Origin of the sequence: Streptomyces sp. NPDC051987, assembly GCF_040680735.1 — a bacterium.
Taxonomy (GTDB): Bacteria; Actinomycetota; Actinomycetes; order Streptomycetales; family Streptomycetaceae; genus Streptomyces.
Genome location: NZ_JBFAXI010000051.1, coordinates 21651 through 43994 on the forward strand (window position 1 = coordinate 21651; position 22344 = coordinate 43994).

The 22344-nt window shown below is 74.0% G+C and carries 18 protein-coding genes; 12 read left to right on the forward strand and 6 right to left on the reverse strand.

What is annotated here, in order from left to right; genetic code table 11:
* Window positions 1–83: 83 nt before the first annotated feature.
* The 3 genes from AB0M11_RS25435 to AB0M11_RS25445 form a co-directional block, all read right to left on the reverse strand.
* A complete protein-coding gene (locus AB0M11_RS25435; protein WP_365709231.1) occupies window positions 84–1418 on the reverse strand; it encodes an aspartate aminotransferase family protein in 1335 nt (444 codons plus the stop codon).
* A gap of 135 nt (window positions 1419–1553) precedes the next feature.
* Window positions 1554–2291 (reverse strand): SDR family oxidoreductase, encoded by a 738-nt coding sequence (locus tag AB0M11_RS25440; protein WP_365709233.1) that lies wholly within the window; start codon window positions 2289–2291, stop codon window positions 1554–1556.
* Window positions 2288–3040, reverse strand: coding sequence for a class I SAM-dependent methyltransferase (locus AB0M11_RS25445; protein WP_365709235.1), 753 nt, complete (start codon window positions 3038–3040; stop codon window positions 2288–2290). The genes AB0M11_RS25440 and AB0M11_RS25445 overlap by 4 nt, the downstream gene beginning before the upstream one ends.
* A gap of 193 nt (window positions 3041–3233) precedes the next feature.
* Between AB0M11_RS25445 and AB0M11_RS25450 the strand changes: the two genes are divergently transcribed.
* A complete protein-coding gene (locus AB0M11_RS25450) occupies window positions 3234–4142 on the forward strand; it encodes an aminoglycoside phosphotransferase family protein (RefSeq protein ID WP_365709237.1) in 909 nt (302 codons plus the stop codon).
* A gap of 114 nt (window positions 4143–4256) precedes the next feature.
* Here the strand turns inward: AB0M11_RS25450 and AB0M11_RS25455 are convergent, their stop codons facing one another.
* Window positions 4257–5237, reverse strand: coding sequence for a UDP-glucuronic acid decarboxylase family protein (locus tag AB0M11_RS25455; RefSeq protein ID WP_365709239.1), 981 nt, complete (start codon window positions 5235–5237; stop codon window positions 4257–4259).
* A gap of 138 nt (window positions 5238–5375) precedes the next feature.
* Between AB0M11_RS25455 and AB0M11_RS25460 the strand changes: the two genes are divergently transcribed.
* Entirely contained in the window at window positions 5376–6662 is a 1287-nt protein-coding gene (locus tag AB0M11_RS25460; RefSeq protein ID WP_365709241.1) for a sugar efflux transporter, read from the forward strand.
* Here the strand turns inward: AB0M11_RS25460 and AB0M11_RS25465 are convergent.
* Window positions 6643–7485, reverse strand: a complete 843-nt coding sequence (locus AB0M11_RS25465) for a glycosyltransferase family A protein (RefSeq protein ID WP_365709243.1) — start codon at window positions 7483–7485, stop codon at window positions 6643–6645. The two genes, AB0M11_RS25460 and AB0M11_RS25465, sit on opposite strands and share 20 nt — an antisense overlap.
* A 123-nt stretch (window positions 7486–7608) precedes the next feature.
* On the opposite strand from AB0M11_RS25465, the gene AB0M11_RS25470 reads away from it, so the two are divergent.
* On the forward strand, window positions 7609–8778 hold the full coding sequence (locus AB0M11_RS25470) for a glycosyltransferase family 2 protein (protein ID WP_365709245.1): 1170 nt from the start codon (window positions 7609–7611) through the stop codon (window positions 8776–8778).
* A gap of 79 nt (window positions 8779–8857) precedes the next feature.
* Here the strand turns inward: AB0M11_RS25470 and AB0M11_RS25475 are convergent, their stop codons facing one another.
* Entirely contained in the window at window positions 8858–10882 is a 2025-nt protein-coding gene (locus AB0M11_RS25475; RefSeq protein WP_365709247.1) for a prolyl oligopeptidase family serine peptidase, read from the reverse strand.
* Window positions 10883–10987: 105 nt separating this feature from the next.
* On the opposite strand from AB0M11_RS25475, the gene AB0M11_RS25480 reads away from it, so the two are divergent.
* The 9 genes from AB0M11_RS25480 to AB0M11_RS25520 all read left to right on the forward strand — a co-directional run bounded on the left by AB0M11_RS25480 (window position 10988) and on the right by AB0M11_RS25520 (window position 22299).
* Entirely contained in the window at window positions 10988–12382 is a 1395-nt protein-coding gene (locus tag AB0M11_RS25480; protein ID WP_365709249.1) for an MFS transporter, read from the forward strand.
* A 53-nt stretch (window positions 12383–12435) separates the two neighbouring features.
* Window positions 12436–14577 carry a non-ribosomal peptide synthetase gene (locus AB0M11_RS25485; RefSeq protein WP_365709251.1) on the forward strand — a complete coding sequence of 714 codons (2142 nt, stop codon included), beginning with the start codon at window positions 12436–12438 and terminating at the stop codon, window positions 14575–14577.
* Window positions 14574–15320: an alpha/beta fold hydrolase gene (locus AB0M11_RS25490; protein WP_365709253.1), complete on the forward strand. Its 747-nt coding sequence runs from the start codon at window positions 14574–14576 to the stop codon at window positions 15318–15320. Before AB0M11_RS25485 ends, AB0M11_RS25490 begins: the two co-directional genes overlap by 4 nt.
* A gap of 70 nt (window positions 15321–15390) precedes the next feature.
* Window positions 15391–16440 carry a glycosyltransferase family 2 protein gene (locus tag AB0M11_RS25495; protein WP_365709255.1) on the forward strand — a complete coding sequence of 350 codons (1050 nt, stop codon included), beginning with the start codon at window positions 15391–15393 and terminating at the stop codon, window positions 16438–16440.
* Window positions 16437–17801, forward strand: a complete 1365-nt coding sequence (locus AB0M11_RS25500) for an NAD(P)/FAD-dependent oxidoreductase (RefSeq protein ID WP_365709257.1) — start codon at window positions 16437–16439, stop codon at window positions 17799–17801. The genes AB0M11_RS25495 and AB0M11_RS25500 overlap by 4 nt, the downstream gene beginning before the upstream one ends.
* Window positions 17794–19227 carry an aminotransferase class III-fold pyridoxal phosphate-dependent enzyme gene (locus tag AB0M11_RS25505; RefSeq protein WP_365709259.1) on the forward strand — a complete coding sequence of 478 codons (1434 nt, stop codon included), beginning with the start codon at window positions 17794–17796 and terminating at the stop codon, window positions 19225–19227. Before AB0M11_RS25500 ends, AB0M11_RS25505 begins: the two co-directional genes overlap by 8 nt.
* A complete protein-coding gene (locus AB0M11_RS25510; RefSeq protein ID WP_365709261.1) occupies window positions 19224–19589 on the forward strand; it encodes a hypothetical protein in 366 nt (121 codons plus the stop codon). Before AB0M11_RS25505 ends, AB0M11_RS25510 begins: the two co-directional genes overlap by 4 nt.
* On the forward strand, window positions 19586–21067 hold the full coding sequence (locus AB0M11_RS25515; RefSeq protein ID WP_365709263.1) for a GMC family oxidoreductase: 1482 nt from the start codon (window positions 19586–19588) through the stop codon (window positions 21065–21067). The genes AB0M11_RS25510 and AB0M11_RS25515 overlap by 4 nt, the downstream gene beginning before the upstream one ends.
* A 77-nt stretch (window positions 21068–21144) precedes the next feature.
* Window positions 21145–22299, forward strand: a complete 1155-nt coding sequence (locus tag AB0M11_RS25520) for an MFS transporter (protein WP_365709286.1) — start codon at window positions 21145–21147, stop codon at window positions 22297–22299.
* Window positions 22300–22344: the final 45 nt, after the last annotated feature.

A 22344-nucleotide genomic window follows, 5' to 3' on the forward strand; every position in this document is an offset into this window, starting at 1 on the left:
CGCGGGTGTCGCCTGACGTCCGCCCCCCCGGGGGAGGGGGGAGACCCGGCCGGGTCTCCCCCCTCCCGCTGTGTGCGCGCGGCTCAGGCCACGGCACGGGCCAGCGCCGCGGTCAGCCCGTCGGCCACCGCCGCCGCCCCCTCGTCGTCGATCACCAGCGGCGGCACCGCCATCACGGCCGCGCCCACCTGCCGCAGCAGCAGCCCCGCCTGCCGAGCGTGGGTCAGGACCCGGGCCGCCAGCTCCGGGGACTCCGTCTCCACGACCAGGATCAGGCCGAACCCGCGGACGTCCAGCACGCCGGGCGCCCCGGCCAGCGGGGCCAGCCGGCGCAGCAGGTCGGCGCCGAGGCGCTCGGCCCGTTCGGGCAGGCGCTCCTTCTCCAGGACGTCGAGGGTGGCGAGCGCCGCGGCGCAGGCCACCGCGTGACCGGAGGTGGTGTGCCCGTAGCGCAGCCCGCCGATGACCGGGTCGCGCGCGAAGCTCTCGTGCACGTTCCGCCGCACGCTGACGGCGGCGATCGGTACGTAGCCGCCGCTCAGTCCCTTGCTGCTGACCAGGATGTCCGGGGTGACGTCATCCCGCAGGGCGGCGAACATCGCCCCGCAGCGGCCGTAGGCGGTGAACACCTCGTCCACCACCAGCAGGGCGCCCGTGGCGTCGCACAGGGCGCGCAGCTCCCGCAGGAAGCCGGGCGGCAGGACGACGGCCCCGCCGACGTTGAGGAACGGCTCGACGACCACGGCGGCCGGCAGGTCGTCGGGGTCGGTCCCGATCGCCTCCTCGAAAGCGGCGAGCAGCGCGGGCAGCGCCGGCTCCTCGCGCAGCGACCGCGGCTCGGCGGGCAGTTCGACGCGGGTCACCGGCAGCGGGCTGCCCAGGGGATGGCGGTTGCGCGGCAGGGTGGACAGGCTGCGGCTGAGGAGGGTGGCGCCGTGGTAGGAGCGGGCGAAGGTGACCACCCGGGACCTGGGCCGGTCCAGATGGGACCAGTAGGAGACGGCCATCAGGACGGCGGCGTCGAAGCCCTCGGAGCCGCTGTTGACGAAGAGCGTCCGGTCCAGGCCGGCCGGCAGCAGTCCGGCGAGGCGTTCGGCGAGCAGGCCGGCGGGCTCGTGTCCGGCCACCGACAGGTCGAAGTGGTGCAGCCGGGACGCCTGCTCGACCATGGCCCGCAGCACCTCGGGACGGGCGTAGCCGCAGGTGGAGTTCAGCGCGGAGGCGTCGAGGTAGACGTTGCCGTCGATGTCCCACACGTGGTGGCCCGCGCCGTGCGAGACGGTCAGCGCCGAGCGGTCGGCGGCCAGCGGGGTCCAGGTGTGCCAGACATGCCGCCGGTCACGGGCCCGTACGGCCTCGGGATCGGCGGTGAGGGCCGTGGAGCCGCCGGACGGGGTGGATGTCCAGGATGCGTTCATGGGCACTCGTTTCTCGGGCGGGTTCGGGTACGTGACCCGGTGGGGGCGTGCTGCGCGGGTGGTCCTTGCCGGTCGCCGGTCGCCCGGTCGATCGGTCGATCGATCAGGCTGCCGGTCCGCGCCGGTGGGCGGGGCCTACCAGGCCAGGGCGCCGTGCTCGTCGAAGAAGCCGCCGCTCGGGCCGTCGTCGGGGAGGGTCGCGAGGTCCACGACGGAGCGGGCGCCCTCCGCCGCGGTGCGCGGGGCGCGGAAGCCGTTCATGGCGGTGGCCGTCCAGCCCGGCGACGCCGAGTTGATCTTGAGGTGGGCCAGCTCCGGGTCGCGCCGGAACGCCAGGTCGTACTGGACCGTGAGCATGTTGAGCGCGGCTTTCGACGCGGTGTAGGCCATCCGCACCGAGGCGTCGCCGGGCAGGTCGGCGCCCGCGCAGGTCAGGCCGAACGAGGCGGTCGTGCTGGAGACGTTGACGATCCGGGGCGCCGGCGAGCGGCGCAGCAGCGGCAGCAGGGCGTGGATCACGGCGACCGGGCCGACCACGTTGACGGCGAGCAGGTCCCGGGTGAGCTCGGCGGTGGTGTCGGCCGCGGTGGCGCCGAGGAACACCCCGGCGTTGTTGACCAGGACGTCCAGCCGCCCGTGGTCCCGGTCCAGCCGCTTCGCGAGCGCGGTGACGCTGTCCGGGTCGGTCACGTCGAGTGCCACCGGCCGGATCCCGGCGCCGTCGGCGCCGAGGGAGCGGACCGCGTCCGCGCCGCGGCCCGGGTCGCGGCTGCCGAGCAGGACGACGGCGCCGCGCAGCGCCAGCTGCCGGGCGGTCTCCAGGCCGATGCCCCGGTTGGCCCCGGTGACGAGGGCCACCGCGCCGGGCCTCATCGGGCGGGCCGGTACACGGAGACGTGCCCGGTGCTGTCGGGGCCGAAGGGCCGACCGGACCAGTCGGCGAGGCGCCGGTCCAGGCGCAGCCCGGCGCGGGCCGCCATCAGGTCGATCTCGGCGGGCCAGCAGTAGCGCTCGGCGTGCGGCCGCAGGTGGACGCCGTCGGCGTCGAAGGTGATCTTCTGGCTGTGAAAGCGCTGGCCCGCCAGGTCGGAGCGGTACACCTCGATGGTGGCGGACTCCTCGGTGATCTCCAGGACCTCGACGTGGCCGCGCCGGCCGGGCCGTCCGGCGGGGGCGGGATCGGGGACGTACGCCTCGATCACGAAGGCGCCGTGCTCGCCGAGGACGCGCGCGACGTTGCGGAAGCAGTCCTGCTGGCGTTCGGCCTCCAGCAGGTTGAAGAGCGTGTTGTACACGAGGTAGACGAGGTCGAAGGGCCCTTTCACGGGCACGTCGGCCATGTCGCCGACGGTGACCGGGACGCCGTCGCCGCCCGGCTTGCCGCGCAGGCGCGCGGCCATCTTCGGGGAGCCCTCGACGCCCTCCACGCGCAGGCCGCGGGCGGCGAGCGGCAGGGCGACCCGGCCGGTGCCGACGGCGAGTTCGAGGGCGCGTCCGCCGGGGGCGAGGGCGGCGAGGAAGTCGACCGCGGGCGCCGGGTCGAGGGTGGTCCGCTCGTCGTAGTCGTCGGCCCACACCTCGCCGAAGAGTGCCGGATCTCCGAACTTCCTGCTGGTGTCCATGGATTCCCCTTCACTCGGTGGGCCCCTGGTCCGGCCGCCGGGGCGGCGGCCGTCGCCTCCCACCACGCCGTCCTCCCATATTGCCCCGACTGGCAATTACTCGGCAAGCTATTGCCTGGGTTGTGCCACAACAGGGTGACCGGATGTGTCAATTCCGTTGCGTGAACCGCGGTTCTCCGGCCATCATCACCGCATGGTCACCTCACCTCCCGACGGCCGCGCGGGCATCGACGCCACGCTGGTCGCGAAGCTGATCGACGCCCAGTTCCCGCAGTGGTCCGGCTTACCGGTGGTCCCGGTGCCGGTCGACGGCTGGGACAACCGCACCTACCGCCTCGGCGACGACATGACGGTCCGGCTGCCCACCGCGGCCGGCTACGTCCCCGCGGTCGACAAGGAGTGCACATGGCTGCCACGTCTGGCACCTTTCCTGCCCGTGCCGGTGCCACCGGTCCTGGGCAAGGGGGAGCCGGGCGAGGGGTACCCCTTCCCGTGGTCCGTGCGCGGCTGGCTGCCGGGCCGGACCGCCGCGGCCGAGGAACCCGCCGACCTGTCCCGGTTCGCGGTCGACGTCGCCGAGTTCGTGCTGGCCCTGCAGCGCTGTGACGCGACGGGCGGACCCGCCGCCGGCGAGCACAGCTGGTACCGGGGGGCGTCGCCCGCCCACTACGACGACGAGACCCGCCGCTGCCTCGCCGCGCTCGCCGGCCGGGTCGACACGGAGCGGGCCACCGAGGTCTGGGAGGCCGCGCTCGCCGCCGAGTGGCGCGGCGCGCCCGTGTGGTTCCACGGGGACATCGCCTCCGGCAACCTGCTGGTCGACGGCGGCAGGCTGGCCGCCGTGATCGATTTCGGCACCTCGGGGGTCGGCGACCCGGCCTGCGACCTGGTGATCGCCTGGACGATGTTCTCCGGCGACAGCCGGGAGGCGTTCCGCAAGACGCTCGCCCAGGACGCGGGCATGTGGGCCAGGGCCCGCGGCTGGGCCCTGTGGAAGGCGCTGCTGGTGCTGTCGGAATGCGTCGACACCGACGCGGCGCGCGCGGCGGAGCAGCGCCGGGTGATCGACGAGGTCCTCACGGACCACACGCGGTTCGCGTAGCGGACGCCGGGGCCCGCCGTTCGCGCAAGCGGGTGTCCGGTGCCGTCGTTCGCGCCGCAGGTGCCGGGGGCCCGTCGGCGGCATGGTTCCGGCGGGCGCCCCGGAGTCGTACGGCTATCCGGTGACCGTGAGGCCGGCATCCCGCGGTTCTGCCTCCCGTAGTTCGCCGGACCGGCCACGGAACCAGTCGATCGTCTGGCGCAGCCCCTGCTCCAGGCCGACCACCGGCACCCAGCCGAGGGTCCGCGCGGCCCGCTCGACGGCCGGGCGGCGCCGCGGCGGGTCGTCCTGCGGCAGCGGCCGGAAGTCGACCGGCGCCGCGCTCCCGGTCAACCGGCGTACCAGCCCGGCCAGTTCGGCGACCGTGAACTCCCCCGGGTTGCCCAGGTTCACCGGTCCGGACTCGTCGGAGTCGAGCATGGCCGCGAGTCCCCGCACGAGATCGTCGACGTAGCAGAAGCTGCGGGTCTGCTCGCCGCTGCCGTAGACCGTGACGGGCCGCCCGCTCAGCGCCTGGGTGATGAAGTTGCTGACGACCCTTCCGTCGTCCGCCCGCATCCGGGGGCCGTAGGTGTTGAAGATCCGGACGATCCCCGTGTCCACGCCGAGGGTCCTGCGGTACGCCGTGGTGAGGGCCTCGGCGAACCGCTTGCTCTCGTCGTACACACTGCGCGGCCCGATCGGGTTCACATGTCCCCAGTACTCCTCGGTCTGCGGGTGCACCTGCGGGCTGCCGTAGACCTCGCTGGTGGAGGCGAGGAGGAAGCGCGCGCCGTGCCGGCGGGCGAGCAGGAGCGCGTGCTCGGCGCCCCGGCTGCCGGCCGCGAGCGTCTGCAGGGGACGCCGCAGGTAGTCCGGTGGTGAGGCGGGACTGGCCAGGTGGGCCACCGCGTCGACCGGGCCCGGCACGTCGAGTCCTCGGGTGACGTCGCACTCGACGAACCGGAAGGCCGGGTGGCGGGCGGCGTCGCGCAGGTTCTCCAGCCGTCCGGTGGACAGGTCGTCCACGCAGACGACCCGGTCGCCGCGGCGCAGCAGCAGGTCGCACAGGTGGGATCCGAGGAAGCCGGCTCCGCCGGTGATGACGACTCGCATGTTCCTCCTCAGGCTGTCACATCATTGCCTTCATGTTGCCGACACAGTGACTCTCTTGGCAATATGAGAGGTCACAGTTTTGCCCAGAGTGGGCAGGCCGACCGTACGTCCCGTCACCCCGAGCGAACCTGGAGGACCATGTCCGCCATCGACGACAGCTCGCCCGGCGCGGGCCGTGCCCGCGTCCGCGCCTGGGGCGCCGCGGCCTCGGGGCTGGCCCGGGACGGCGCGCTCACCGGCCTGGTCGCGAACACCGCGCTCATCGGCGTCTCGGGCGCCATGATGAGCACCTCGGGCAGCCTGTTCCTGTCCGCGGAGATCGGCGTCGGCCCCTTGCTGATCGGCCTGTTCTTCCTCGGCCGGGGCGTCCTCGGGGTCCTGGCCGGGACGGCCTTCGGCGCGCTCTCCGACCGGATCGGGGACCGGCGGCGGCTGCTCGCCCTGTGCACCCTGCTGTCCGCGGCCGGCGCGTTCGCCCATGCCGTGGTGCGCGACTACTACCTGCTCTTCGCCGTCGGTGCGGTCCTCTTCGCGCTCGGCAGCGCCTGCTTCCCGCAACTGCTCGCCTACACCCGCGAGTTCGCCGGGACCCGGGCCCTGGACCCGGTCTTCTTCAACTCCCTGCTGCGCGCGCTCACCTCGCTGGCCTGGGTCGTCGGCCCGCCGCTCGGCTTCCTGCTGATCGGCACCCACGGCTTCGGCGTCATGTACCTGGTCGTCACCGGCATGTACCTGCTGGCGGCCGCCCTGTGCCTGGGGCTGCTGCCCGAGGGCTCCGGTCCGCGGGCCGCCCGCCCGGCCCAGGGCAGCCCGTTCACCGGGATCACCCGCTCCTCCTGGCTCCTGCTGGTGGCCACCGCCCTGCTGCTGACCGCCAACAGCGTCTACCAGATCGACATCGCGCTGTTCGTCACCGGGCACCTGCGCCTCGGCGCGGGCTTCACGGGGCTGCTGCTGGGTCTCGCCTCCGCGATCGAGATCCCGGTGATGATGTTCCTGGGTGCCCGCGCGGAACGGATCGGCCCGTGGCGGCTGGTGACCTGGGCCGCCGTGGCAGCGACGCTGTTCTTCGCCGCGCTGCCGTCGGCCCACTCCCGGGCCGAGCTGCTCGCCCTGCAGGTCCTGAACGCCTTCTTCATGGCGGTGGTGCTGAGCATCCCGGTGACCATCCTCCAGGAGGCCATGCCCGACCGGATCGGGGCGGCCTCCTCGCTGTTCACGGGGGCGTTCCAGGTGGGGGTGATGCTGGGCGGCGCCACCGCGGGCGTGGTGGTCGCCTGGGCGGGGTACGCCCGGGTGTTCTGGGTGTGCGCCCTGCTCACGGCACTCGCGGCGGCCCTGCTGGCGCTGGGCGGGCGGAGCCGGTCCGGCCGAGGGCCCGCGGGCGCCGTGAGCGGTGGCGCGGTCAGGGGACCGGCTGCGTGATCCGGTTGGAGACGCCGCCGAGGTAGTAGCGGACGGTGGGCTCGCCGGTGGAGACGATGGGCACGCCGTTGTCCTGCAGGGTGCGCAGCAGCAGGTCGTCGGGGGCGGTGTTGGCCGCGTGCTCGGCCTCGGTGAACGTCTCCGGGATGGGCAGCCGCAGCAGCAGTTCCCGGCGCACCAGCCAGACGCTCTGGTCGACCAGGCTGACCGGGTCCTCCGCCCGGATCACGCTGCTGGTGCGGAAGGCCCCGCCGGGCGGACGCGGGTCGGCCCGGTCCAGCAGGATGTTGGTGCCGGGGACGCGGACTCCCTTGTCGCACATGACCTGGTAGATCCGCGCCGCCTCGGCCGGGTCGTCGACCGTGTGCCAGAGCGGGTCGAGGTAGGGGGTGCCGTCGGCGTACCACATGGTCCGGCCGGAGTGGGCGGCCTCGGCGCCGTTCTCCCAGGCGCAGTCGAGCAGACCGCGCAGGTGGTGCGGCTCGTACTCGTTGTCGTCGTCCAGGAACGCGATCCACTCCGCCGCGGCGACCCGGGCCCCGGTGTTGAACAGCCGTGACAGCCGCGGGTAGACCCGGCGCCTGTCCCCGGGCGGCTCGTCGCGCTCGGCCGCCGGACGCGGCACCTGGTGCGGGGTCACCCGCAGCCCGGGGCGGGTCGGGGCGGACCGGACCGCCTCCTCGGTCGCCGGGTCGTCGTCGATGACGACGACGTGCTCGATGGTCCCGTCGAAGTCCTGCCGGTACACGGAGTCCATGGCGCGCCGCAGCAGCTGCGGACGTCCTCGCGTCACCGTGACGACCCCGATCGTGTCGTGGTGCATGCCGATCTCCCCTTCCCTCCGCGGTGGTGCCGGTCGCACCCGATCCAACCAAAGGGTTGCCAATTTAGGCAAGCGATTGACAACATATTGCCATCGGAATCGTCGGGCTCAGAGAGGCGAGTGATGGGTGACCTCAGGTTCAGCGTCGTGATCCCCTACAAGCAGCGCCTGCGCAACTTCCGGGTCGCCCTCGCGGCACTCGCCGAACAGACCCTGCCCGGCACCGAGTTCGAGATCGTCGTCGGTGCCCTGGAGTACACGCGGGAGTACGTCGAGGCCTGCCGGGAGTTCGCCGGCCGGCTGAACATCGTCTCGGTGCTGGTCGACGAGGAGTGGAACCTCTGCCGTGCCCGGAACCTGGCGCTGCGCCAGGTGTCCGGCCAGGTCGTGGTCTTCCTCGACGCCGACCTGGCCCTGCCCCCGGGCTGCCTGGAGTCCCTGTACCACCGCTACTACGCGGACGGGCAGGAGGTCTGCGTGGTCGGCCAGATCGTCGGCCTGGACGGCCGCTCGGACCACGGGGCCGTCACCGCGGACCTCCCCGAGCACCGGCACTACCGGGAACGCCTCGCGGAGCTGGAGGCCGCGCCCGGCGCCCGGCTCGACAAGCGGTGGCGGTTCGACCCGTTCGTGCTGCCGTGGACCGTGATCTGGGGGGCGTTCATCGTGCTGCCCGCGGCGACCGTCCGCCGCCACGGCCTGGACTTCGACGAGAACTTCCGCGGCTGGGGCGGCGAGGACCAGGAGTGGGGCTACCGCGTGCACGCGGCCGGCGTCCCGATCGTCCGGGGCGAGGAGGTGTACGGCCTGCATCTGCCGCACGCCCGGGACGTCTCCGCCAACTTCCGCGAGTTCGGGGCCAACGCGGACTACTTCCTCACCAAATGGCCCACCCTGGACGTCGAGCTGTACCGGGCCTACGACATGTGGGAGGCCAACCTCCGCTACGAGGAGGTCCGCCGGGAGGCCGCCGCGCTCGCCCCGGGCGGGATGCCCGGGGTGGTGCGCGGCACCGCGGGCGGCCGGGACACGCTCGTCGTCGGCGCCGCGCTGGACGGGCGGGGCCGCCGGCTCACGGACCCGGCGCAGGCCGCCCTCTTCGACGAGGGGGCCGCGCTCCAGGTGCTCCCGCTGCTCGGCCTCGCGCTGCCGTTCCCCGACGGGAGCGTCGAGGAGTGCCGGGTGCTGCCCGCCGTCCTGGAGCTGAGCGAGCGCTACCGCGACACCGTGCTGCGCGAGGCCGCCCGCGTGGCCCACCGGGTGGTGGCCCCGACGACACGCGAACGGGTGTGACCCCCCACCGGCCCTGCGGCGCCCGACGAGGGCCCCCGACGGCCGGTGCCCCATGGGGGTACCGGCCGTCGGAGTGTGGTCAGGGAGTGAGGGCGAGGCGTGGCACGCCGGGCGGGTCGAAGCCGAACATCTGGCCGTAGGCGGAGAGTTCGGCGTCGAGACAGGCCACCACCGTCTCCGCCCGGCGGAACCCGTGCCGCTCGCCCTCGAAGGTGAGGTAGGCGTGCGGGACGGCACCCGCACGCACCCGCTCCAGGAAGCGCTCCGCCTGCCGCGGCGGGCAGACCGGGTCCGCCAGGCCCTGCAGAAGGACGAACGGCGCCCGGACCCGGTCCGCCCGGCGCAGCGGTGACACCTCGGCGTAGCGTGCGGCGGCCTGCGGCCAGGGGCCCAGCAGGCTCTCCAGGTACCGCGACTCGAAGTCGTGGGTGCCCCGGTCGCGCCACTCCTCGGGGTCGACCAGCGGGTAGTAGATGCCGGCCACCCGGTAGAGGCCGGGCTCGGCCGCCAGCGACGCCGCAGCCGTCCAGCCGCCCGCGCTGCCGCCCCGGATGCCGATCCGCCGGGGGTCGGCGAGCCCCCGGGCCACCAGTCCGCGGGCCACGGCGGCGCAGTCCGCCACATCCACCACACCCCAGTTGCCGCGCAGCCGCTCCCGGTAGGCACGGCCGAAGCCGGTGGAGCCGCCGTACTGCACGTCGACGACGCCGATTCCGCGGCTGGTGAAGTAGGCGATCTCGTGGTTCACCACCAGTCGGCTGCGGGTGGTGGGCCCACCGTGCGCCTGCACCAGGAACGGCGGCAGCTCGCCCGGCGGGGCGGTGAACCCCGGGTTGTGCGGCGGGTACACGAACGCGTGGACGGTCTCGCCGGCCGGGTTGGTGAAGACCTCGTGGCGGCCCTGCGGCAGCAGGTCCGGGTGCCGGCTCCGCGCGCCGCGCAGCACGTCGAGGCGGGGTGCGCCGCCGGGCGGCCCGGGGTCGACGAGGACCACCGCGGAGCTCAGGTGCGGACCGGCCGCGGTGCCCGCGACCCGGCGGCCGTCGGTGGCCAGCGCCGCCCACTCGGTGTACGGGCCGGGCACGTCGCGCAGCGAGCCGTCGCGATCCAGGACGGCGAGCCGTCGCTCGCTCGTGCCGTGCGCCACGAACAACCGCCCGTCGTCGGCCGGCAGGAACCAGCGGGCGCCGATCCGCCACAGCGGCTCGCCGAACTCCTCCGCCCGGGAGCACAGCGCGCGGCTGTCCCCGGCGGGGCCGATCTCGTGGATGTTCCACCAGCCGTCCGGATCGCTCAGCACGTACAGCGCGCCGGGCCGCTGCGGCACCCACTCCACCTGGCCGACCGCGATCCCCGGGCCGCCCGCGACCCGGCGGGCGGGCCCCAGCGTGCCGTCGGAACGCACCGGGGCGCACATCACGTCCGTGGTGTCCCAGGGCATGTGCGGGTGGTCCCAGCCGATCCAGGCCACCTGGCGGCCGTCCGGCGACACTTTGGGGCCGGTCATGAAGTGGTGCGTGGCGGCCAGCGGGCGCACCGCCGCCGGGTCACCGGCCGCCCGGCCGTCCAGCGGCACCGCCACCAGGTCCCGGCGGACCCGGGTGCCCTCCGGGTCGTCGAGGGTCTCGCGCAGACACCAGACCTCCTCGCCGACGCGGGCGAAGTCGGCGTAGCGCAGCCCCGCGGGGAAACCGGGCGCCGGAGTGAGCGGAACCGGGTCGGCCCCCGGCACCGACCGGTGGACCCGCTGGTCCTCGCCGTGGGTGAAGACGAACCCGGCGGCGGCGTCCGCGCCCAGGGCGAGCCAGGGGCGTCCGCCGTACTCGATGACCCGGGAGCGCACGCTCCAGGCGGCCCCGAGGACGTCGGCGACGGTTCCGTCGGCGGTACGGGCGACCAGCGCGACCCGTCCGTCCTCCCAGGGTCTGGTCTCGGTCCACCACACCTCGTCCCCGACGAAGCCGACCCACTCGGCGGACGCCTCACCGACCGCCACGTCGGCCGCCTCGACCGGGGAGGTCCAGGTTCCGTAGGGGGCGACGGTCGGCGCCGGGGCGACGGCCGATGCGGGGTCACGGTCCACGTTCACGGCAGGGGTTGCCAAGGTTTGCCTCCTTTTTCACGGACTTCCGTGGATCACCTCTTGCCAATATTGCCAATGCTGTGCCAAGAATGGCAATGTCTTGCCAGGGCTGGGAAGGGGCCGACCATGACTTCGACCGCACCGACGTCAGCCGAGCCGTCCGGCCGGACGGGCCCGCGTCCCGCGGGGCCGCGCCGGCTGCGCTCGGCGCTCGCGTTCGAGACGCTCGTGGGCAGCCTCGGCCTGTACAGCGTCATCCCCGTGCTGGGACCGCTGCTCGCCGCCCGCTCCCCGGGCCAGGGCACCGCGGTCGTCGGGATCGGCCTGTTCTGCTACACCGCGTCGGCGGGCCTGTCGGCCACCCTCGCCGCGCACTGGCTGCGGCGGCTCTCCTACGCCCGCGGCATGGTGGCCGCCGTCCTGCTGTCCGCCGCCGCCTTCGGCCTCCTGTCCCGGGCCCGCTCCGACTGGGCCCTGTGCGGCCTGCTGGTGGTGGCCGGATTCGGGGTGAGCGCCCACTTCCTGTACTCGCGGGTGCTCATCGCCGAGGTGATCCGCGACGACATCGGCCGCAACCGCGTCTTCTCGCTGCTCCAGATCGCCGTCAACGCGGCCGCGGCGCTCGGCCCGTTCGTCGCCAACGCTCTCTACTCACCGGCACAGCCGCAGCAGCTGCTCGGGGTCGTGGCCCTGTGCTACGTGGCCGCCGCGGTCGTCATGCTGCCCGGCCTGCCCCGCGGGCAGCGCCCGCCGGCCGCGTCGGGCCGGTGGCCGGTCGGCAGGAAGGTCCTCCGGCAGGTCGTCACCACGCCCGCGATCCGGCGCACGGTCGCCGTCAGCGTTCTCGGCACCTTCGTGTACGCCCAGTTCTACTCGGCCTTCGCCTACTACGTGGCCGAGGACTTCGGCTCGGCGACGCTGCGCTCGTTCCTCCTCGCGGGGCCGGCCTTCTGGATCGTGGTCCTGCAGACCGGGGTGACCGCGGTGATCAGCAGGCTGATGAGGGGCGGCACCACGCCGTTCGCCGTGCTCGGCGGCGCCAACCTGCTCTTCGCCGCCTCCATGACCGCCCTGGGCCTGGACTTCAGTCCGGTCGTCTGCGCGGTCCTCGCGGTCCTGGTGTTCTCCGTCGCCGAGATGGTGTTCGGCCCCATGGTGAGCACCGCGTACGCCGGGCTGCCCGTCGAGTCCAGCCTGGAGGCGTTCAACCTGCGCCAGGTGTGCTGGTCCTTCGGGGAGGCGCTCGGCGCGTTCGCGGGCGGCGCGCTCTTCGTCGCGCTGCACGACCAGGGGCGCGGCCACCTGTACTGGCAGGCACTCGCCGTCGTCACTCTGGCCGTCACCTGCCTGCTCCTCATCCTCGCCCGGCGCACCGACGCCCCACGGGCCCAGGAAGTCGCCGGGGCCCCAGGGGCCGGAGAGGTCTCCGACGTTCCACCTCCCGAGGAGGTCTCCGACGTTCCACAGCCCCAGGAGGTGTCCGGCGCCCCACGGTCCCAGGGCGTCACCGACATGCCCTGAGGCCCACCGCAGTCCTCGCTCTCTCCCCGATCGACGCTCAGCAAGGAGTACCGATGACCACCTCGCTCCAGACCGACCTGCTGTCCGGCCCGCCGGCGTCCGCCGCGGTGCCGCCGGACGCGACGCGGGACCCGGGCCACGGCATCCCCCTGCCCCGCGACGGCTGGGAGCCGGTGCACGAACGCGTGGCACGCTTCGCCCGGATCACACCGGCCGCCCCGGCGGTGAGCGGCGCCGACGGCACCGTCGGCTACCGCGAGCTCCACGCCTGGGCGGGCCGGATCGCCGACCGGCTCGCCGAGGCCGGCGTGGGCCGCGGCAGCCGCGTCGGCATCCTGGTCCCGGCGTCCACCGCGATGGTGGCCACGGTGCTCGGCGTACTGCGCTCCGAGGCGGCGTACGTTCCCGTGGACCCGGCCCATCCCGACCGCAGGGTCGCCGAGGTGCTGGCCGACGCCCGGGTCGCCGCGGTCGTGGTGACCGCGGCCACGGCGGACCGCGTCACCGGCCTCGGCCTGCCCGTGGTCCGGCTGGAGGACACGGTGGCCCCCACCGGGAACCGGACAGCTGACGACGGCGAGGGCGGCGGGGCGAGCGGCGACGACACCGAGGACACCGACGAGGAGCCCGCCCCCGCCGCCGGGGCGAGCCGCCACGCAACCGCCGCCGCGGGCGACCACCCGGCCTACCTGATCTACACCTCCGGCAGCACCGGCGAGCCGAAGGGCGTCGAGGTCGGGCACCGGCAGCTCGCCGCCTCCACCCTGGCCCGGCGCATGGTCTACCCGGGCAGCCCGGTCTTCCTGCTCGTCTCGCCGCTCGCCTTCGACTCCTCCGTGGCGGGCCTGTGGGGCACCCTCACGGCCGGCGGCCACCTGGTCGTCGCCACCGCCGACGAGGTACGTGACCCCGCGCGGCTGCTCGACCTGATCGAGGAGCACGGGGTGACCAGACTCCTGTGCGTGCCCTCCCTGTACGCCGTGCTGCTGGACGCCGCCGAGCGCCTGGGGACCCATCGGATCACCACCCTGGACACCGTGATCACGGCGGGCGAGCCGCTCCCCGCCCCCCTGATGCGGCGCCATTTCGCCCTGCACACCGGCCGGGTGGCCCTGGTCAACGAGTACGGGCCGACCGAGACCACGGTCTGGGCGAGCTTCCGCCGCTACCTCGCCCCGGGCCCGGTCTCCATCGGCGGCCCCGTGCCCGGCGTCCGGCTGTACGTGCTCGACGACCGGCTGCGCCCGGTGCCGCGCGGCACCGAGGGTGAGCTGTTCATCGGCGGCGCGGGAGTGGGCAACGGCTACTTCGGGCGCCCCGAGGCCACGGCGCGCGCCTTTGTGGACGATCCGTTCGACGCGGCGCCCGATGCGCGGATGTACCGGACGGGGGACCTGGTCCGGTGGCGCGACGACGGCACGCTCGACTTCCTCGGCCGCCGCGACCACCAGGTCAAGGTCCGCGGCCACCGGATCGAACTCGGTGCGGTGGAAGCGGCGTTGTGCGAGCTGCCCGAGGTGCGCGAAGCCGTCGTCGTGCCCGACGGCACCGGCACCGCCCTGACCGGGTTCGTGCTCGCGCCCGCGCTGCCCGTGGGCCGGGACCTGCGGGCGGAGCTGGCCCGGACGCTGCCGGCGCCGATGGTGCCCGCCCGGATCGAGGTGCTCGACACCTTCCCGCGCACCGTGAACGGCAAGGCCGACCGCACGGCGTTGCGCTCCCGCGCCGAGCAGCCGCACACCCCGCCCCGCCCCGCGCCCCCCGCCTCGGGTACGGCGCCCGTCTCAGCTGCGGCGCCCACCTCGGCCGCCCCGGCGGCGAACGGCACCGGCACGGTCGTTGTTTCACGTGAAACAGCGACCGGTGCCGCCGCCGGCCCCACGGCCGCGGTCGCGGCGGCTTGGGCCGAGGTGCTGAAGGTCGCGGATGTCCCCGTCGACATCAACTTCTTCGACCTGGGCGGCCATTCACTGGCGATGTTCCAGCTCCAGGACGCCCTGGAGCGGCACACCGGCAGCCGCCCCGCGATCGTCGCACTCTTCCGCCACACGACCGTCGCCGCCCAGGCGGCTCTCATCCGCGACGGCGGCGCGGACGCCAACGACGCCGAGGCCGACGCCCGTCGCGCCGCCGCCCGCCGCGCCCGCGCCCTGCGGGCCCGCCGCCACCATGCCTCCGAGGAGCCGGCGAAATGACCTCCACCCAGACCCCGCCCACCCCGCGGACCGGGGCCCGTTGGCTGCACTGCCCGTTGCCGCTGCCCGACCCGCCGCGCCGACTGGTGTGCTTCCCGCACGCCGGGGGATCGGCCGCCTTCTTCCGGGAGTGGGGAGAGCAGTTGCCCGGCATCGAGGTGCACGCGGTGCGTTACCCGGGCCGCGCCGAGCGGATCGCGGAGCCCGCTGCCACCGATCTGCGGCAGCTGGCCCATGCGATCGCGGACGTCCTGGAACCCCTCGCCGACCGGCCGCTGCTCCTGTTCGGCCACAGCATGGGCGCGGTGGTGGCCCTGGAGACGGCCCGCTGCCTGGAGCGGCGCGGCATCCACCCGGCACACCTGGTGGCGTCCGGCTCCCGTGACGCCCCCTACCCCGGCCCCGAGGAACTGACCGAACCTGACGAGGACGACGCCACCGTGGTCGCCCGGCTGCTCGCCCTCGGCGGGACCGATCCGGCGCTCGCGGCAGACCCCGAGTTCCAGCAGCTGGTCGTGCCGTACGTCCGTGACGACGGCCGGATGTTCCACGGCTACTCCCCGCGCCCCGACGACGAGCCGCTGCGCTGCCCCGTGACGACGATCGCCGGGGACGTCGACGAGGACGCAGACCGCCGCCCCTGGCACGAACTGACCGTCGGCCCGCACCGCGAACACATCGTCACCGGCGACCACTTCTACCTCGTACCGCGCCCGCCCTTCAGCCTGCTCCAGGCCCTGTGACCTCAGCACACCCCATCTCGTACAGCGCATGCCGATCCGCCCCCTGCCGACCGCACGGAGGAGGACTCCCATGGCTATGCACCAGCCGAGGGACACCCAACCCCGCCCGTACCTCATCAGCGTCGTCCTGCCCTGCTTCAACGAGGAACAGGTGCTGGAGCAGACCCACGAACGCGTCACCCGCGCCCTGCGTGACCTGCCTTACGAGATCGTCTACGTCGACGACGGAAGCGCCGACAGCACGTGGACGCTCATCGAGAAACTGATCGCGGACACCCCCGCGGGATCCGGGTCCGCCCGGGTCCGTGGGGTCCGTCTCAGCCGCAACTTCGGTCATCAGGCGGCCTGTCTGGCCGGCCTCGCCGAGGCCGGCGGGGACGCCGTCGTCCTGATGGACGCGGACCTGCAGGATCCTCCCGAGCTCATCCCGAGGATGGCGGAGGAGTGGTTCAAGGGCTGGCCGGTGGTGTCCGCCCGCCGTGCCACCCGGCACGGCGAGACCCGCCGCAAGAAAGCCACGGCGTACCTGTACTACCGCCTGCTGTCCCGGATCACCGACCAGCCCGTCGCCCTGGACACCGGCGACTTCCGCCTCCTCGACCGCAGAGTCGTCGACTTCGTCACCTCGCTCGGTGAGAAGGAGCTGTTCCTGCGCGGTGCGATCAGCTGGACCGGATTCCCCGAGACCAGCATCACCTATGAGCGCGACCCCCGGGCCGCGGGCACCACCAAGTACACGCTGCGCAAGATGCTGGCGCTCTCCCGCACCGGCGTGCTGTCCGGCGCCGCCGCGATGCCGCTGCGCATCCCCACCTACCTGGGGGTGGCCGCCCTGCTCGGCGCAGGCGGTCTCGGGGTGGCACGGCGCAGCGCCCGGGAGGCGGCCCCGCTCGGCGCGTTCGCGGCGCAGTCCCTGGCCTGCGGCGTGCTGGGCGAGTACCTGCTCGGCGTCTTCCGCCAGGTGCAGGGCCGGCCGCCCTACCTCGTCCTGGAGCAGATCGGCTCGGACCGGGAGCTGGGCCGGACCCCGCGCCGCGACCCGGCCCCGGTCCACCTCCCTGTCCTCGAATCCACCCGCACCGGCGCCCCCGGACCCGTCCCCGTCGAGGAGTGCTCATGACCACGCACGACATCACAGCGCCGGACGCCATCGTGGTGGGCGGCGGCTTCACCGGACTCGCCGCCGCACTGGAGCTGGCCGAACGCGGCCACCGGGTGACGGTCCTGGAGAAGGAGTCCGAACCGGGTGGCCTGGCCCGCAGCTTCGACGTCGGCGGCGGCCGACGTGTCGAGCGCTTCTACCACCACTGGTTCGACTCCGACGCGGAGATCCTCGGCCTGTGCGACCGGCTGGGCATCGCGGACGCGGTCCAGCCCCACCTCACCCGCACCGGCCTGTACTACGCCAACTCCGTCTACCGTCTCTCCCAGCCCCTGGACCTGCTGCGCTTCGCCCCGCTGCCGCTGCTGGACCGGCTGCGGCTCGGCATCATGGCGCTGCGGGCCGGACGGGTCGACGACTGGCGCTCCCTGGAACACCTCACGGCCCGGGAATGGCTGGTGTCACTGGGAGGACGCCGGGTCTACGACGTCGTGTGGCGGCCCCTGCTGGAGGGAAAGTTCGGCCAGTACGCCGACGAGGTCGGCGCCACCTGGATGTGGACCAAACTCCATCTGCGCGGCGGCAGCCGCACCAGGTCCGGCAGCGAGATCCTGTACTACCTGCGGGGCGGCAGCGAGACGCTGGTCACCGCGCTGCACAAGCGGCTGACCGAACTGGGCGCTGAGATCCGCACCGACACCGCCGTCGCCTCGGTGGAGACCGACGCCACCGGCGTCACCGGCGTGCGCACCGGCACCGGCGAGCTGCTGGCCGCCCGGCAGGTGCTGCTCACCAACGCCCCCGCCCAGGCCGCGGAGCTGCTCGGCGCCTCCGCCCACCCCGCGGCCCCGGCCCTGGTCCGCCGGTTGCGCGGGATCCGCTACCTGGCCAACGTCTGCCTGGTGCTTGAGAACAATCGCAGGCTCTCCGACACCTACTGGCTCAACGTCAACGACCCCTCGTTCCCCTACGTCGGCGTGATCGAGCACACCAACATGGACGCCCCGGAGAACTACGCGGGCCGTCACCTGGTCTACCTGTCCAAGTACCTGCCGGCCGACGCCGAGCTGTACCGGATGAGCGACGCGGAGGTCTTCGCCTACAGCCTCCCGCACCTGCGCAGGATGTTCCCCGGCTTCGACCGCTCCTGGGTCGAGGACTTCCACGTGTGGCGCGCCGAGTACGCCCAGCCCGTCATCACCCCGTACTACACCCGGGACATGCCCGCCCTGCGGACCGAGGTGAGCGGACTGTACGTGGCCAGCATGGCCCAGGTGTTCCCCGAGGACCGCGGCACCAACTACGCGGTGCGCGAGGGGCGCCGGGCCGGCCGGCTGATCGCCGACCGGCTGCGCACCCAGGAGGCCTCCCATGCCTGAGCTGCTCACCCTCGACCAGGCCGAACACCTCGGCATCGACCAGGTCCACGACCTGTACGGCCGCTACGTCAGCCGCAGCCAGGTCTCCCTGATCGGTACCTTCGGCTTCGGCCGGGACCTCGTCGACAGCGCCGAGGGCGCCTGGATCCGGCTGCGCGACGGACGCCGGATCCTGGACTTCACCGGCGGCGTCGGCGTCCTCAACCACGGCCACAACCACCCCCGGATCCTGCGCGCCCGCGACCGCTTCCGCGAGGGCCGCCGCATGGAGGTCCACAAGAACTACCTGTCCCCCTACGTCGCCGCCCTCAGCCACAACCTGGCCGCCCTGCTCCCGGGCGACCTGAACGTCTCGTACTTCCCGAACTCGGGCGCCGAGGCCGTCGAGGGGGCCGTCAAACTGGCGTACAAGTACCACGGCGGCCGGCGCGGCACCGTCCTGCACACCGACATCGCCTTCCACGGCAAGCTGCTCGGCGCGGGCAGCCTCACCGCCTCTCCGGAGATCCACTTCGCCTACCCCCGGCTGCCCGGCACCGACGCCTTCGCCTACGGGGACCTGGAGTCCTTCCGGCTGGCGCTGGAGCGGCACACCGACAGCCGTGGCCGCAGCGACGTCTACGCGGTGGTGCTGGAGCCGTTCAGCGCCTCCAGCCTGCGCGAGTGCTCCGCCGAGTTCCTGCACGAGGTACGCCGGCTGTGCACCGAGCGGGACATCGTGCTGGTCTTCGACGAGGTGTACACGGGCTGGGGCAAGACCGGCGAGCTCTTCCACTTCATGCACCACCCCGGCCTGGTCCCCGACGTGGTGACGACGTCGAAGTCGTTCGGCGGCGGCAAGTCCTCCATCTCCGGCTACGTCGCCCGGGAACCGGTCTTCCGCAAGGCGTACGACAACCTGCGCGACGCCACCCTGCACAGCACCACGTACTACGGCTTCGGCGAGGAGACGGCCACCGCGCTGGAGGCCGTCACGGTCGCCGTCGAGGAGGACTTCCCGGGGCGGGCCCGCAAGCTCGGGGAGATCCTCGGCCCCGGTCTGGCCCAGCTCGCCGCCCGCTACCCCAAGCTGGTCGCGGGCACCGCGGGCCGGGGCGCGCTGCACGGCCTGTACCTGCGTCCCGGCCCCAGCCTGCCGGCGGCCGTCCGCGATCTCGTCCCGCACCAGCTCGCCAAGGACCCGCAGGCGTTCGCCAAGGTGCTCACCGGCGCGGTGATATCCGCGCTCTACCGCGACCACGGCATCCTCACCTTCTTCGGTTCCAACCAGCACATCGCGCTGATCGCCTCGCCTCCGCTGGTGGCGGGGGAGGAGGAGGCCCAGCTCTTCCTCGCCGCGCTCGACAGCGTGCTCGGCAAGGGCGCGCCCCGGCTGCTCGCGGACTTCGTGCGGGAGCGGGCGACGGCCACCCGGGGCACCCGATGAGCCCCCGCGCGCTGCGCGCCGCCCTGCACGCCAGCGGCCTGCGCTCGTACTGGCTGCGGCAGTACCCCTGCCTGCGCGAACCGGCGGCACGGGCGGCGGCCGAGACCCACCTCCTGGACACCCTGCGGACGCTGCCGCTCACCCACCGCGCCGGCTACACGGCCGTCCTGCGGGCGCTGCCGCTGGCCTACCGGCTGGCGTCCGGCGGGCGGTCGCTGCGCGGGGCGACAGCCGAGGAGGGCCGCCGGGGCATGCGGGCGCTCGCCGCGCTGCCCGGCTTCAGCGAGGTGGTGCGGTCGAGCACGGCGCTCGCCCTGCTGGGCGCCTTCGACGGCCGTACCGGGGCGGGGGACCCGCGATGAGGCGGCGGCGCACCCTCGACACGGACGTGCTCGTCATCGGCTCGGGCGCCGGCGGCAGCGTGGCCGCCCTCGAACTTGCCTCGGCCGGACGGCAGGTGACGGTCCTGGAGGAGGGCCCGCGGGCCTCCACCGCACGCCTCGCGGCGGCCAGCCCGGCCGAGAGCATGCGCACCCTGTACCGCAACGGCGGGCTGACCCCGGTCTTCGGCACCCCCACCATCGCCTACGGCGAGGGCCGGGCCGTCGGCGGCACCACCCTCGTCAACGGCGGGCTGCTGTGGGAGCCGCCGTCCACGCTGCTGGCCCGCTGGGCCGCCGTCGCGGGCATCGACGGCTACCGCGCCGCGGACCTCGCCCCCCATCTGAAGACGGTCGGCGACCGCCTCGGCACCATCGCGCAGGGCCATGGCGGCGCCGCCGACAACCGCGACTCCCGCCTGCTGGCCGCGGGCGCCGACCTCCTCGGCTGGCGCTGGCAGCACGCCCACCGCGTGGTGCGTGGCTGCGCGCACCGCAACCGCTGCACCACCGGCTGCACCACCGGCGCCAAGCAGAGCATGGCCGTCAGCTACCTCCCCCGGGCCGAGCGGCTGGGCGCGCGTATCCACCCCGACACCCGGGTCCTGCGCCTCCTGCACGACGGCTCCACCGTGCGCGGCGTCCTCGCCGTCGGCCCGGACGGGGAGCGCACCGTCCACCGGGCCCGCGCGGTCTTCCTCGCCGCCGGACCGCTGGGGACGCCGGCCCTGCTGCAGCGCAGCGGCATCCAGCCGCGGCGCGCCGGACGCGAACTGGCCCTGCACGTCAACCTGCGGACGGTGGCCCGCTTCCGCGAGGAGGTGACAGCGGACCGCGGCACCATCTTCACCGCGCAGCTGCAGGAGTTCGGCGACCGCGGCGTGCTGATGATGCCGTCCAACCTGTCGCGCGGCGCGCTCGCCGCCGCGCTGGCCGGCCGCTCCCCCACGGACGTCGAACGGCTCCTGGCCGACTACGACCGGCTGGGCGTCTACACGACCCAGGTCCGCCTGCAGGGCACGGCGACGGTGCGGGCACTGCCGGGCGGGGGACTGCTGGTGCGGCACGGTATGACGGCGGTGGACCACGGCGCGCTGCGCGAGGCCTTCCGGATCAGCGCGCGCCTGCTGTTCGCCGCGGGTGCCGAACAGCTGACACCGCCCGTGTCCTCGGCGGCGCCGCTCGGCAGCCTCGCCGAGGCGGAGGAGTTCTGCCGCCGGGTGCGGCCCGGCGACTGGGAGCTGGTGTCGGTGCACGGCATGGCGTCGGCGCGGATGGCGGCCCCGGACCGCGGCGGGGTGTGCGACGCGTGGGGCAGGCCGTACGGCTTCGAGGGGCTGCGGGTGTGCGACGCCAGCGTCCTGCCGGGCGTCACCGGCATCAGCCCGCAGGGCACGATCATGGCCTTCGCCCACGAGATCGTCGCCCGCTTCAACAACAGGGAGAAAAAAGTCACATGACGGAGCATCAGCAAACGGCGGAGCCGCGGTCCGGGCACGCGCGCCCGCCCGCCCCGGTCGCCAGCGGGCGGGTCCGGATGTTCAGCACCCCCGCCCTCGTCGCCTCCTGCGTGGGCTTCGCCCTGATCGGCTCACTGCAGTCCTTCTACGGCCCCTCGATCCCGGCGCTGCGCACCGAGTTCGGCCTGTCCCCAGCCGCCGCCGGGGTCGGCCTGACCGCCCACTTCATCGGCGGGGTGGGCGGGGTGCTGCTCTTCAACCGGGTGCACGCACACGTCGGCAACCGCACCCTGCTGGGCGTCTCCTACGCCCTCATGGCGCTCGGCTCGGCGGGCTTCGCGCTGGCCCCGACCTGGCCGCTGGCGCTGGTCGCCGCGTTCTTTGCGGGGCTCGGCTTCGGCGGCATCGACTACGGCCTCAACCAGCTGTTCGCCGTCGGCTTCGGCGACCGCTCCACCGCGATGCTCAACGTCCTCAACGCGTTCTTCGGCATCGGCGCGGTCGCCGGCCCCGCGCTGATCGGTGTCCTGGGCGCGGACCACTACAGCGTCGTCTTCGCCGGCTGCGGAGTGGTGTCGGCGCTGCTCCTGCTGTTCCTGCGCGGCGTCGGCGACACCAGCCCGCACCCCGAGGCACCGGCCGACCAGGCACAGGGCACCGCCCCCGCGTCGGCCCGTACCCGGGCCTGGCTGGTCATGACCGCGTTCGTCGTCCTCTATGTGCTGCACGTGGGTGTGGAGGCGGGCGTCGGCGGCTGGGAACCCACCCACCTGGAGACCGTCGGCTACGGCTCGGCCTTCGCCGCCTCCGCCACCTCCGTCTTCTGGCTGATGATGACGGTGGGCCGCTTCCTGGTGGTGCCCCTCACCCTGCGCCTGCCGGAACACGTCATCGTGAAGGTCAGCTGCGCGGGAATGGCGGTGTGCCTGGCCGCCGCCTCCGTCCCCGCCGTCGCCCCGTTCATGTACGCGGGCGTCGGCCTGTTCATCGCCCCGATCTTCCCCACCGGCCTGCCCTGGCTCACCCGCACCGTGCCCCTCGCCCGCAGCGCCGGCGCCCATGTGATCGCCGCCTCCATGCTGGGCGGCGTCGCCGCGGGCCCGGCTCTGGGGGCGATGATCCAGTGGGCCGGAGCGCGCTCGGTACCGCTGGTGCTGTGCGTCATCGCGGTGTGCTGCCTGGGCACGTCGGCCTGGATAGACCGGGCCACCCGGAGCGGCTCCCCGGCCTGATCACTGACCTGCCCCCTCGTGCCCGCCGTGGCGGGCACGAGAGGG